At 60.5% G+C, this 12795-nt stretch carries 11 protein-coding genes; 3 read left to right on the top strand and 8 right to left on the bottom strand.

Annotation, left to right across the window (positions count from 1 at the left end; translation table 11 throughout):
• Nucleotides 1–27: 27 nt before the first annotated feature.
• On the top strand, nt 28–1962 hold the full coding sequence (locus tag QYQ93_RS27055; RefSeq protein WP_338477295.1) for a BCCT family transporter: 1935 nt from the start codon (nt 28–30) through the stop codon (nt 1960–1962).
• A 186-nt stretch (nt 1963–2148) separates the two neighbouring features.
• On the opposite strand, the gene choV is transcribed toward QYQ93_RS27055, so the two are convergent.
• The 3 genes from choV to QYQ93_RS27040 all read right to left on the bottom strand — a co-directional run bounded on the left by choV (nt 2149) and on the right by QYQ93_RS27040 (nt 5185).
• Entirely contained in the window at nt 2149–3327 is a 1179-nt protein-coding gene (gene choV / locus QYQ93_RS27050) for a choline ABC transporter ATP-binding protein (protein WP_043046175.1), read from the bottom strand.
• Nucleotides 3324–4169: a choline ABC transporter permease subunit gene (gene choW, locus QYQ93_RS27045; protein ID WP_043046173.1), complete on the bottom strand. Its 846-nt coding sequence runs from the start codon at nt 4167–4169 to the stop codon at nt 3324–3326. Before choW ends, choV begins: the two co-directional genes overlap by 4 nt.
• Before the next feature lie 68 nt (nt 4170–4237).
• Nucleotides 4238–5185 (bottom strand): choline ABC transporter substrate-binding protein, encoded by a 948-nt coding sequence (locus tag QYQ93_RS27040; RefSeq protein WP_043046171.1) that lies wholly within the window; start codon nt 5183–5185, stop codon nt 4238–4240.
• Between the two features lie 413 nt (nt 5186–5598).
• Here QYQ93_RS27040 and QYQ93_RS27035 point away from each other — a divergent pair, with 413 nt between their 5' ends.
• Both QYQ93_RS27035 and QYQ93_RS27030 read left to right on the top strand, forming a co-directional pair.
• Nucleotides 5599–6975 (top strand): L-serine ammonia-lyase, encoded by a 1377-nt coding sequence (locus QYQ93_RS27035; RefSeq protein ID WP_043046169.1) that lies wholly within the window; start codon nt 5599–5601, stop codon nt 6973–6975.
• Nucleotides 6976–7480: 505 nt separating this feature from the next.
• Nucleotides 7481–8584 (top strand): GlxA family transcriptional regulator, encoded by a 1104-nt coding sequence (locus QYQ93_RS27030; protein WP_043046168.1) that lies wholly within the window; start codon nt 7481–7483, stop codon nt 8582–8584.
• Between the two features lie 110 nt (nt 8585–8694).
• Here QYQ93_RS27030 and QYQ93_RS27025 read toward each other — a convergent pair whose 3' ends face one another.
• From QYQ93_RS27025 to QYQ93_RS27005, 5 genes are all read right to left on the bottom strand, one after another.
• Entirely contained in the window at nt 8695–8958 is a 264-nt protein-coding gene (locus QYQ93_RS27025; protein WP_043046167.1) for a hypothetical protein, read from the bottom strand.
• A 252-nt stretch (nt 8959–9210) separates the two neighbouring features.
• Nucleotides 9211–9687: a thioesterase family protein gene (locus QYQ93_RS27020; protein ID WP_043046165.1), complete on the bottom strand. Its 477-nt coding sequence runs from the start codon at nt 9685–9687 to the stop codon at nt 9211–9213.
• 12 nt (nt 9688–9699) lie between these two features.
• Complete coding sequence (locus QYQ93_RS27015; protein WP_043046163.1) at nt 9700–10665, bottom strand: L-carnitine dehydrogenase; 966 nt, start codon at nt 10663–10665, stop codon at nt 9700–9702.
• 124 nt (nt 10666–10789) lie between these two features.
• Nucleotides 10790–11677: a 3-keto-5-aminohexanoate cleavage protein gene (locus tag QYQ93_RS27010; protein WP_124379727.1), complete on the bottom strand. Its 888-nt coding sequence runs from the start codon at nt 11675–11677 to the stop codon at nt 10790–10792.
• A 72-nt stretch (nt 11678–11749) separates the two neighbouring features.
• Complete coding sequence (locus tag QYQ93_RS27005) at nt 11750–12694, bottom strand: choline ABC transporter substrate-binding protein (protein WP_338475877.1); 945 nt, start codon at nt 12692–12694, stop codon at nt 11750–11752.
• Nucleotides 12695–12795: the final 101 nt, after the last annotated feature.

Genomic DNA, 12795 nt, shown 5'->3' with positions numbered 1-12795 from the left:
CCGGAAAAGGTCCGGGTCAACGGTTGGGTGTTCTACACCTCCACCGCGCTGATTCTGTTGTTGACCGCCATCCTGATCATCGCCCCGCAGGAGGCCGGGCGCATGCTCGGCGTCGCCCAGGCCTGGCTTTCCAAAAGCTTTGGCTGGTACTACATGGTGGTCATCGCCGCCTACCTGGTGTTTGTGGTCGGCCTGGCGTTTTCGTCCTACGGAAAATTGAAACTGGGTAGTAAAGACGACACCCCGGACTTCAGTTACGGCGCCTGGGCCGGCATGTTGTTCTCGTCGGGCATCGGTATTTCGCTGTTGTATTTCGGTGCGTCCGAGCCGTTGGACCATTACTTCAACCCGCCCGAGGGCGCTGCGGCCAGTAATGGTGCGGCCCGCCAGGCGCTGCAACTGACCTTCCTGCACTGGGGCCTGCACGGCTGGGCGATCTATGCGCTGGTCGGCCTGGCTGTTGCGTACTTTGCCTACCGTCACAATCAGCCGCTGGCCTTGCGTTCGGCGCTGTACCCACTGATGGGCGAGCGTTGGGTCAAGGGCGCGGCGGGCCACGCGGTAGACGGTTTCGGCATGTTCGTGACCCTGCTGGGCCTGGTGACCAACCTGGGGATCGGCTCGATGCAGGTGTCGTCGGGGCTGGAAAACCTGTTCGGCATGGAGCACAGCAACACCAACCTGTTGATCGTGATCATCGTAATGAGCACCGTGGCGACCATCGCCGCTGTGTCGGGTGTGGAAAACGGCATTCGCCGTCTGTCCAACCTGAATATCGTGCTGTTCAGCGGCTTGCTGATCTTCGTGCTGCTGTTCGGCCCGACCCTGCACCTGCTCAACGGCCTGGTGCAGAACACCGGTGATTACCTCAACGGCATCATCCTGAAAACCTTCGACCTCTATGTGTATGAAGGCGACGGTGCCAAGACCGAACGCTGGATGGGCCTGTGGACCCTGTTCTACTGGGCCTGGTGGATTTCCTGGGCGCCATTCGTGGGCATGTTCATCGCACGTATTTCCCGGGGTCGTACCGTGCGTGAGCTGGTGGCCGGCGTGTTGCTGATCCCGCTGGGCTTCACCTTGGCGTGGTTGTCGATCTTCGGTAACTCGGCCCTGGATCTGGTGTTGAACCATGGTGCCGTGGAGTTGGGCAAGACGGCGCTGGAACAGCCCTCCATGGCCATCTACCAACTGCTTGAGCATTACCCAGCGTCGAAAGTCGTCATCGGCGTGTCGATTTTCGTGGGCTTCGTGCTGTTCCTGACCCCGGCGGACTCCGGCGCGGTGATGATGGCCAACCTGTCCTGCAAAGGCGGCAATGTGGATGAAGATGCGCCGCACTGGTTGCGAATCTTCTGGTCGGTGGTGATCACCCTGGTGACCATCGGCCTGCTGTTTGCCGGTAACTTCGAAGCCATGCAAACCATGGTCGTGCTGGCGGGGCTGCCGTTTTCGGTGGTGCTGATCCTGTTTATGTTCGGTTTGCACAAGGCCATGCGCCAGGATGTGGCCATCGAACAGGAGCAGGCGCAATTGGCTGAGCGCGGGCGTCGTGGTTTCAGCGAGCGTCTGACCGCCCTGGACCTGCAACCGAGCCAGGCCACCGTGCAACGTTTTATGGACAAGCACGTAACGCCAGCGCTGGAAGAAGCGGCGGTTGCGCTGCGTGATCAAGGGTTGGAAGTGCAGACGCTGTTGGGCAAATCCAAGCGCTGCATCGGCGTACGCATCGAGATGCAAGAGGGCAACCCGTTTGTCTATGAAGTGAGCCTGGATGCTTACTCGTCGGCGCCCAACGACTTGCCCGAAGAAGAACGCACCCGCTACTACCGTGCCGAGGTGTACCTGCACAACGGGCCGCAGGAATATGACCTGATGGGCTTCACCCAGGAGCAGATTACCCGGGATGTGCTCGATCAGTTCGAAAGCCATCGGCAGCTCCTTGGCCGTGTCTATAGCTGATAGTCGAAGCCTGGTGGTGTCCTCACTGACACCACCTGCTCTGTGTTGAAATAGAGATTAAATGTGGGAGGGGGCTTGCTCCCGATAGCGGTGTCTCAGTAGCAGATGTACTGACTGACACACTGCATCGGGAGCAAGCCCCCTCCCACATTGACCCAGTTGCTACAGTTGGTTTTTGAGTGTCTGTCAGCCCAGATTCTTGCCTAGCAGGGCATGGTAAAGCTCACTGTCGCCCAGGATTCCCACCACCTTGTTGTTGTCGTGCAGCACCAGTTTGTTGCCTGTCTGGTAGCGAATCTGCAACGCATCGCGCATGCCGATATTGGAGTCCACCAGCGTCGGTACCCGGCCCAAATCTTCCACCGCTTGCCCCGGTGCCCAGTTCTGCAAATTCATCACCACGCCGTTCTGGCGTGCGCCCTGGATGGTGTTGCCTTCCGCCAGGTCCAGCCATGAGTCGCCGCCCGGATCCAGGCACACCGAACCATTGACCCGCGTGCAGTTATCCAGCGTGCGCATCAGGCTGCGCCCGCACAGTACGTTCAGCGGATTGGTGTGGGCGACGAAGGTGCGCACATAGTCGTCCGCGGGGTTCAGCACGATTTCTTCCGGCACGCTGTACTGGATGATCTTGCCGTCTTTCATGATCGCGATTCGGCTGCCGAGCTTGAGCGCCTCATCGAGATCGTGGCTGACGAACACAATGGTCTTGCTCAGCTTGCGTTGCAGTTCCAGTAGTTCATCTTGCAGGCCCTGGCGAATCAGTGGGTCGAGGGCCGAGAAGGGTTCGTCCATCAGCAGGATATCGGCGTCCATCGCCAACGCGCGGGCCAGGCCGACACGCTGCTGCATGCCGCCGGACAGCTCATCGGGCTTCTTGTTGCGCCATTGGCTCAAACCCACCAGTTCGAGCTTTTCATCCACCAGGGTGCGCCGTTCTTTTTCCGGGCGACCCTGCATTTCCAGGCCGAAGCTGATGTTCTCGCGTACCGTCAGCCAGGGCATCAGGGCAAACTTCTGGAAGACCATTGCGATGCGCTTGGTGCGCATCATTTTCAGCTCGGCGGGGGTGCAAGAGGCGATGTCTATCTGGCGCCCTTCATGCTCCACAAACAGTTGGCCACGGCTCACGGTGTTGAGGCCGTTGATGCAGCGCAACAGGCTCGACTTGCCGGAGCCCGACAGGCCCATCAGCACACAGATCTCGCCTTTCTCGATATCCAGGCTGGCGTTTTCGACGCCGACGATCTGCCCGGTCTTTTTCAGGATTTCGTTACGGCTCATGCCCTGGTCCAGCAGCTTGAGCGCCTCGCGTGGGTCTTTGGAGAAGATCACGTCGACTTTGTCGAATCGGATAATGCTCATGCATCACCCCCTACTTTAGCGTCGGGTTGTTTGCAGATACGGTCGAGCATGATGGCGAGCAGCACGATGGCCAGGCCTGCCTCAAAGCCCAAGGCGATATCGGCCGTGTTGAGTGCGTTGACCACCGGCTTGCCGAGGCCGTCGGCACCCACCAGTGCGGCAATCACCACCATCGACAACGACAGCATGATGCATTGGGTAATACCGGCGGCGATGCTCGGCATGGCGTGGGGCAGTTCAATGCGCGAGAGTAACTGGCGGCGCGAGCAGCCGAAGGCCTTGCCGGCGTCCATCAGCTCTTGCGGCACATCGCGGATACCCAGGTAGGTCAGGCGGATCGGCGCGGCGATCGCGAACACCACCGTGGAAATCAGCCCAGGCACCACACCCAGCCCGAAGAGGGTCAGGGTAGGGATGAGGTAGACGAAGGTCGGTACGGTCTGCATCAGGTCGAGTACCGGCCGCATCATGGTGTAGAACATCGGCTTGTGCGCGGCAACAATGCCCAGCGGCACGCCGATGACCACGCAAACCAGGGTGGCGAACAGCACCTGTGCCAGGGTCTCCATGGTTTCCTGCCAGTACCCCAGGTTGAGGATCAGCAGGAAGGAGGCAATGACAAAGACCGTCAGGCCCCATTTACGTTGGATAAAGTGAGCCAGCAGCGCAATCAGACCGATCAATGCCAGTGGATTGAACCAGGTCAGCGCAAACGTCACGCCGTGGATCATCGTTTCCAGTGTCGATGCGATTGCGTCGAAGTAGTTGGCACCGTTTTGGGTCAACCAGTCGACGAAGGCAGCGATGTACTGGCCTAGTGGGATTTTCTGTTCAGTCAGCATGGTAGTGAATGTCCACATGCGAAGGGAAAACATCCCGGGCCAGCGCACCGGCCCGGGGTCAGCGGGTGCTATTTGGCGAGGTAAGCTTTAACGGCGTCGAGCCCTGGTTTGCCATCAACGGTGGTGACACCGGCGAGCCAGGTGTCGAGCACTTGCGGGTTCTTCTGCAGCCAGGCCTTGGCGGCGGCGTCGGCCTTCATCTTGTCGTCCAGGACGTTACCCATCAGGGTGCTTTCCATGTCCAGCGTGAACACCAGGTTTTTCAGCAACTGGCCGACGTTGCTGCATTCCTGGGTGTAGCCCTTGCGCGTATTGGTGTAGATGGTGGCCTGGCCGTAGTTGGGGCCGAACGAGTCGTCCCCTCCGGTCAGGTACTTCATCTTGAAGCGCGTGTTCATCGGGTGCGGTTCCCAGCCGAGGAACACGATGGCCTGGTTGCGCTTGGAGGCGCGTTCGACCTGGGAAAGCATGCCGGCTTCGCTGGACTCGACCACTTTGAACCCTGCGGTCTTGAGACCGAAGGCGTCTTTGTCGATCAGCGTCTGGATTGTGCGGTTGCCGTCGTTACCCGGCTCGATGCCATAGATCTTGCCGCCCAGCTCGTCCTTGAACTTGGCAATATCGGCGAAGTCTTTCAGGCCTTTGTCGTACAGCGCCTCGGGCACCGCCAGGGTGTACTTGGCGTTCTCCAGGTTGGCGCGTACGGTTTCCACGGTGCCGGCATCACGGTACTGCTTGATGTCGTTTTCCATGGTCGGCATCCAGTTGCCGAGGAAAATGTCCATGTTCTTGCCGTCAGCCAGGGACTTGTAGGTCACCGGTACCGAAATCATCGTGGTGCGCGGCTTGTAGCCCAGGCCCTTGAGGATTTCGCTGGTGGTCGCGGTAGTGACGGTGATGTCGGTCCAGCCGACATCGGAGAAATTGACGGTCTTGCACTGTTCCGGTTCTGCAGCGTGTGCCAGCGCTGGCAGACTCAACATGGCGGCCAACAACAACGAGGGTGAAGCTTTCATAGGGCTCTCCTGTGTTTTTTCTGGCGGCGTAGGCCGCACTTTATAAGTGTTGCGGTTGGAGCGTGCGACAACAGCTCTGGCACGGTGCCTTGCAAACGAGTCGTAACTGATCATGTACCAGTGAAAATCTGACGCCTACAGGGGGCGTCGTATCCAGTACAGGGAGGGTCGCATCCAGTACCGATGACGTCGCTTACAGGTTTTTCCGAAGGTAAAACTGCTGTTTTCATCCCTCTGCACCGCAAAAAACGGCCAAAACAGGCGATCACACGCGAGCGACGCTGGTGAGCATGGATGCGTCGGTGTGAGACGCCGTGAGCGGCGACAAAAGCTTGATGATGCCGCCATCTGGGCGATCTGAGCGTAGCACCTCGTTCAAGCCCGGCCCGTGCTTATCGAGGAGTTATACGTTAATGGCTATCAGCGTTTTCGACCTGTTCAAGATCGGCATCGGGCCATCGAGTTCTCATACCGTCGGCCCCATGCGCGCCGCGGCGCTGTTCGTCCAGGCATTGCGTGAACGTGACTTGCTGGAACAGGTGCGGCGTGTCGAGGTTCAGCTCTACGGCTCGCTGTCGGCCACCGGCATCGGCCATGGCAGCGACACCGCCACCATCATGGGCCTGATGGGCGAGTGGCCCGACGCAATCGACCCATCGCAGATCGGCGTGCGCATCCACACTTTGCGCGAAACCGACACTCTGCTGCTCGACGGTCGCCTGCCGGTGCCTTTTGTATGGGCGCGGGACATGCGCCTGCTCGACGAAAACCTGCCATTCCATCCCAATGCCATGACCCTGGTGGTATGGGGCGATGACGGCGAACTGCACCGTGATACCTACTATTCGGTCGGCGGTGGGTTTGTGGTGGATGAGGCCCAGGCCCAGAGCGGGGTGGCGGACATGGATCGCACCGAACTGCCCTACGATTTCTCCAGCGCAGTGGAGCTGTTGCAGCTGTGCAAGACCCATAACCTGCGCGTCGCCGAGCTGATGCTGGCGAATGAAAAAACCTGGCGTTCCGAAGAGGAAATCCGCAGTGGCCTGATGAAGCTCTGGCGCGCCATGCAGGATTGCGTGGAGCAGGGCCTCAAGCACGAAGGCATCCTGCCCGGCGGCTTGAACGTGCGCCGCCGCGCGGCCAAGTTGCACCGCAGCTTGCAGGAACTGGGCAAACCCAATGTGATCGGCTCGACCCTGAGCGCCATGGAATGGGTGAACCTGTTCGCCCTTGCGGTCAACGAAGAGAACGCTGCCGGCGGGCGCATGGTCACGGCACCGACTAATGGCGCGGCGGGGATCATTCCGGCGGTGCTGCACTACTTCATGAAGTTCAGTGAGGAAGTCACCGAAGCCAACGTGGTCGACTATATGCTCGGCGCGGCGGCGGTGGGCATTCTATGCAAGAAGAACGCCTCGATCTCCGGTGCTGAAGTCGGCTGTCAGGGCGAGGTCGGTTCCGCCTGTGCCATGGCTGCGGCCGGCTTGGCCGAGATTCTCGGCGCCACACCTGAGCAGGTGTGCAACGCCGCTGAAATCGGCCTGGAACACAACCTCGGCCTGACCTGCGACCCGGTGGGCGGGCTGGTGCAGGTACCGTGCATCGAGCGCAATGCGATTGCGGCGGTCAAGGCGATCAACGCGGCGCAAATGGCCCTGCGTGGCGACGGCCAGCACTTTATTTCCCTGGACCGGGTGATCCGCACCATGCGCGATACCGGCGCGGATATGCATGACAAGTACAAAGAGACCTCGCGGGGTGGGTTGGCAGTGAGTGCTGTTGAGTGCTGAGACCGAGTCGCCTGCATCGGGAGCAAGCCCCCTCCCACATTTTTGACCACATTCTCATGTTGGAACTCGGTCAAGTGTGGGAGGGGGCTTGCTCCCGATAGCGGTGGTCTGGTCAACACTGCTCAAAAAGTGAACATTCCAACCAAAAACGCCACCTTTTAGCGCGTCGCAAATAGATAAGTAGCTTCCGAACTATTCCTACACGATCACCCGCGCAATGTGCTTTGGGTGACAGACTTCTCCTACGCTCGCAAAGCGCCTTCCCACAAGTGCTACCGATCTGCTCACACCCCTTGAACATCACTCGTAATCCGACCTGTCGGGCTGCCCGGGCGCGGGCTTATATAGACGCGTCAACAGGTCGTTTTCAGGAGTTATTGAATAGCCATCCAATTTAGGCATGGCATTTGCTCTATCAATTCAAAGCGTCGCCTTCCTGAGGACGACCGCCATAACAAGAGCCTCGCCTGAGGCCAACACCCGCTTTGTGTGAGGAGATACCGCGATGACGTCGTTCAACTCCGGGGCCCAACCCCAGAACCGTGCGCCTCAATCCATTGGCTTTTTGCTGCTGGACAATTTCACGCTGATTTCCTTGGCTTCGGCAGTGGAACCGCTGCGCATGGCCAACCAGTTGTCCGGCCGCGAGCTGTACCGCTGGACGACCCTGAGCGTCGACGGCAACCAGGTATGGGCCAGCGATGGCCTGCAGATCACCCCCGATGCCTCCATGCATAAAGCGCCGGCCCTGGACATTGTCATCGTGTGCGGCGGCGTGGGTATCCAACGCACCGTCACCCGTGAACATGTGTCGTGGCTGCAAAGCCAGGCGCGCCAGTCCCGACGTCTCGGCGCGGTGTGTACCGGCAGCTGGGCCCTGGCTTGCGCGGGGTTGCTCGACGGTTTTGATTGCAGTGTGCACTGGGAATGCCTGGCGTCGATGCAGGAAGCCTTCCCGCGGGTATCCATGAGCACACGCCTGTTCACCCTCGACCGCAACCGCTTCACCAGCTCCGGTGGCACCGCGCCGCTGGACATGATGCTGCACCTGATCAGTCGCGACCACGGCCGTGAATTGTCGGCGGCGATCTCCGAGATGTTTGTGTACGAGCGCATCCGCAACGAACAGGATCACCAACGCGTGCCACTCAAGCACATGCTCGGCACCAACCAGCCGAAGCTGCAGGAAATCGTCGCGCTGATGGAAGCCAATCTGGAAGAGCCGATCGACCTGGATGAACTGGCGGTATATGTCGCCGTGTCGCGTCGACAGCTGGAGCGGCTGTTCCAGAAATACCTGCATTGTTCGCCATCGCGCTACTACCTCAAGCTGCGCCTGATCCGCGCGCGGCAATTGCTCAAGCAAACGCCGATGTCGATCATCGAAGTGGCGTCGGTGTGCGGGTTTGTCTCCACGCCGCACTTCTCCAAGTGCTACCGCGAGTACTTTGGCATACCGCCGCGCGATGAGCGCGTCGGTTCCAACACCACCCAGCAAGTGGCGATGATGCCGATTCCGCAGGCGTTGGTGCTGTCACCGTTGTCGGGGCCGATGTCGGCGTTGAGCCAGGCCAGGAATGAGTCGACCTTCGCGAGTGTAAGGCTCTAGACCGAGTCGTCTGCATCGGGAGCAAGCCCCCTCCCACATTTGACTGTGTTCACAAATCCAAATGTGGGAGGGGCGGTGCGACGATTCGACTTGCTCCCGATAGCGATCTATCAGGCACCAGAATTCTGTTTGAACTGCATCAAAGCCGGCAACAACTGCTTGTCGATCGCCTGCCTTACCGCCGGCAATATCGTCGCGCTGCCGCTGTACATCTTTTCAACCATGCCCTTGAGCGCCTTGGCTCGCGCCTCGCTCAAACCGCGCACTGCACACTCACATGCCTGCTCGGCGCTGGCACCACTGGATACTTCAAAACCCAGTGAGCGCAGTTGGCCCAGCAGGTCATCCTGGTCAATCAAATCCGCGTGCATCATGACGTTCATCCTGGTGTAGGGAGCGGGAACTGACTTGGATTCTGGTAGGCCCCCGGCCGGTCGGCAAGGGCAGAATCAACGAATGGCTCGGATGGCTATGAACAGGTCGTTTTCGGGTCACTCACCTTTAGAAGGATTCGGCACACTCAATCCCAGGCACGCAGCTTGATGGTTTGGTCACCCTCGGGATGCACGGCTCACACAAGGCACTCTGCCCCGATCCAGTCACGGCTGGACCGGGGCTTTTTTTGCTCAGTTCCTGACCGGCAAACCGATGACGCGGCCGAGCAGGGCAGGTTTTGGCAGCTCGGCCTGTGCAGCGCTGATGGCCGTGAGTTTTTCCAGCGTGGCCGCAGTGAACGGCGCCGCATGTGGGCCGGCGAGGTCAACGTGCAGCAACATCTGTTCGTTGCCCGCCAGCTCGCGGTCTTCGCCCACCCTATACAGGCTGTGGTAGAGGTGCAGGCGCTTGGCGTCGTGGGCGATCAGTTGGGTACGCACTTCAACCTCGGCGCCCAGTTTCACTTCGTGCAGGTAGTTCAGGTGCAGCTCCAAGGTGAACAACGAATGACCGCTGGCTTCACGGTTGTCGCTGTCCAGGCCCAGGGTGTCCATCAGCGCGTCGGTGGCGTAGCTGAAGATCAGCAGGTAGAACGCGTCGCGCAGGTGGCCGTTGTAGTCCACCCACGCTGGAAGGACCTGGGTGGTATAGGTGGTCAATGCGGGCATTTTAGGGTCCTGTTATTCGGCGAAGCTCATGCCGTGCTTGGCCTTGGTTGTCTTTACGGCTTCCAGCACCGCCAGCAGGCAGTCATCACGATAGCGCTCCAGCGCCGAGATGCTGTGGTTACCCAACTGTTCGCTGGTGCCATCGACCACATCATCAATCAGTTTTTCTGTCAGTTCAGGCGCTGGTAGATAAGTCCACGGCAACTGCAACGCCGGCCCGAACTGTGCCATGAAGTGGCGCATGCCGGCATCACCGCCCGCCAGGGTGTAGGTGAGGAAGGTGCCCATGAACGACCAGCGCAAGCCGGCACCAAAGCGAATCGCGTCATCGATTTCACCGGTGGTCGCCACGCCGTCATTGACCAGGTGCAACGCCTCGCGCCACAGCGCTTCGAGCAGACGGTCAGCAATAAACCCGGGCACCTCCTTGCGCACATGCAACGGGCGCATGCCGAGGGCTTCATACACCTTGATCGCGGCCTGGATCGCTTCGGGGGCGGTGTTTTTGCCGCCGACCACTTCCACCAGTGGCAGCAGGTAGACCGGGTTGAACGGGTGGCCGACCACGCAGCGCTCCGGGTGTGTGGAACCTTCGTAAAACTCACTCGGCAACAGCCCGGACGTGCTCGAACCGATCAGTGCATTGGGCTTGGCCGCCGCGCTGATCCGGCTATGTAGATCCAGTTTCAGCTCCAGGCGTTCCGGGGCGCTTTCCTGGATGAAATCGGCGTCTTTGACGCATTCTTCGATGGTGCTCACAAAGCGCAGCCGGCCTTGGGATGCACCAGGCGCCAATCCTTGTAGCTCAAGGGCACCCCAGGCGTTGGCGACGCGTTTGCGCAAGGCAACCTCGGCTCCGGGCGCCGGATCCCAGGCCACTACGTCCAGGCCGTGGGCCAGGGCGCGGGATACCCAGCCGCTGCCGATTACACCGCTGCCCAGGGCTGCGAAGGTTTTGATTTCAGTGATAAAGCTCATTGGCGCATTCCTAAAGAGTTCGGTGATCCCCTGTGGGAGGGGGCTTGCTCCCGATAGCGGTGTGTCAGTTGATGCATTCGGCACTGATCCCCCGCCATCGGGAGCAAGCCCCCTCCCACATTTTTTAACCGCGTTTGGTCAGGCCCATCTTGATTCGGCCCTCGGCCGGGGTCATGACTCGCGCACCCAGCCTGCTGAGGATTTCGCTGGCGCGTTCCACCAGTTGGCCATTGGTGGCGAGCACGCCTTTGTCCAGCCAGAGGTTGTCTTCCAGGCCGACCCGTACGTTGCCACCCAGCAGCACCGCTTGCGCCGCCATCGGCATCTGCATGCGGCCAATCCCGAAGCCGGCCCACACCGCGTCGGCGGGCAGGTTGTCGACCATGGCTTTCATGGTGGTGGTGTCGGCCGGTGCGCCCCAGGGGATGCCCAGGCAGAGTTGGAACAGCGGGTTATCGAGCAGGCCTTCCTTGATCATCTGCTTGGCAAACCACAGGTGGCCGGTGTCGAAGATTTCCAGCTCGGCCTTTACGCCCAGCGCCTGGATACGCTTGGCACCGGCCCGCAGTTGCGCCGGAGTGGACACGTAAATGGTGTCGCCATCGCCGAAATTGAGGGTGCCGCAGTCCAGGGTGCAGATCTCCGGCAACAGCTCCTCGACGTGGGCCAGACGGGTCAGCGGGCCGACCAGATCGGTGTTGGGGCCGAACGCCATCGGATTTTCGCCGCCGCCGATCTCCAGGTCGCCGCCCATGCCGGCGGTGAGGTTGACGATGATGTCGATGTCGGCCTCACGGATGCGCTCCATCACTTCGCGGTACAGCGCCACGTCGCGGCTGAACTTGCCGGTTTGTGGGTCGCGTACATGGCAATGCACCACAGTGGCGCCGGCCTTGGCGGCTTCTACGGCGGCGGCGGCGATCTGTTTGGGCGTGACCGGCACGTGGGGGCTCCTGGCGGTCGTGTCGCCAGCACCGGTGAGTGCGCAGGTGATGATGACGTCGTGGTTCATAGGCGGTTCCTTACGGGCGTAGTTGTGCCGTTCGCAGCCGTTACGGGCTGCGAAGCGGTGATGAACAGTGGGTTATTGGTTGGTCAATTGCAGGTGGGTCGCAGCCGGTTTGCCGTCAAAGGTGGTCACCCCTTCCAGCCAGCGCGCCTGGTCCTGCGGGTGATCCTTGAGCCACTGCCTGGCGGATTCGATAGCGTCCTTGTGATCCAGCAACGGCTGCATCATCCGGCTTTCGTCGGCGGCGGTGAACGTCAGGTTGGTCAGCAGTTTGTGCACGTTGGGGCACTGCTCGGCATAGCTCGGCGCTGTCACGGTCCAGACAGTGGCCTTGCCTTCGTTCGGGCCCAGGGCGTCTTCACTGCCGGTGAGGTAAGTCATCGCTACATTGATGTTCATCGGGTGCGGCGCCCAGCCGAAGAACACCACGGCCTCCTTGCGCCGCACGGCACGGTCCACGGCGGCGAGCATGCCGGCTTCGCTGGACTCCACCAACTGGAACTTACCCAGGCCGAACTGGTTCTTGGTGATCATTGACTTGATCTGGGTGTTGGCGCCTGAGCCTGGCTCGATGCCGTAGATCTTGGCGCCCAGCTCTTTCTCGAACCTGGCGATGTCGGCGAAGGTTTTCAGGCCCTTGTCCGCCAGGTAGGTGGGTACCGCCAGGGTGGCGCGGGCGTCTTCCAGGCTGGGCTTGTCGAGGACCTTGACTTGTTTGGCGTTGACGAACGGCGTGATGGTCTGGGTCATCAGCGGGTTCCAGTAGCCGAGGAACAGGTCCAGGCGCTGGTCGCGGATGCCGGCGAAGATGATTTGCTGGGAGGCGCTGGTTTGCTTGGTCTTGTAGCCGAGGCCGTCGAGCAGCACTTGAGCCATGGCGCTGGTGGCGATGACGTCGGTCCAGTTCACCACGCCCATGCGCACGTTCTGGCAAGAAGCGGCGTCCGCTGCCATCACGTGGGTACTCAAAATAGCGCTGGCGCTGAGTGCAAGCGCACAACGGCTGATCAGTCGGTTCATGGTGGATCCCTCGGCAGGTCGTTATTGTGGGGTCCGGCGTCTTTGTGCGCCGTGGCATCAAGTTACGCAGCTTGAGTGCCAACAAAACGCACGGCGGCGAC

Source organism: Pseudomonas khavaziana (assembly GCF_036704165.1).
In the GTDB taxonomy this organism is placed as follows: Bacteria; Pseudomonadota; Gammaproteobacteria; order Pseudomonadales; family Pseudomonadaceae; genus Aquipseudomonas; species Aquipseudomonas khavaziana.
The sequence above is the reverse complement of the archived record's forward strand: the minus strand, read 5'-3'. Positions and strand labels throughout refer to the sequence as shown.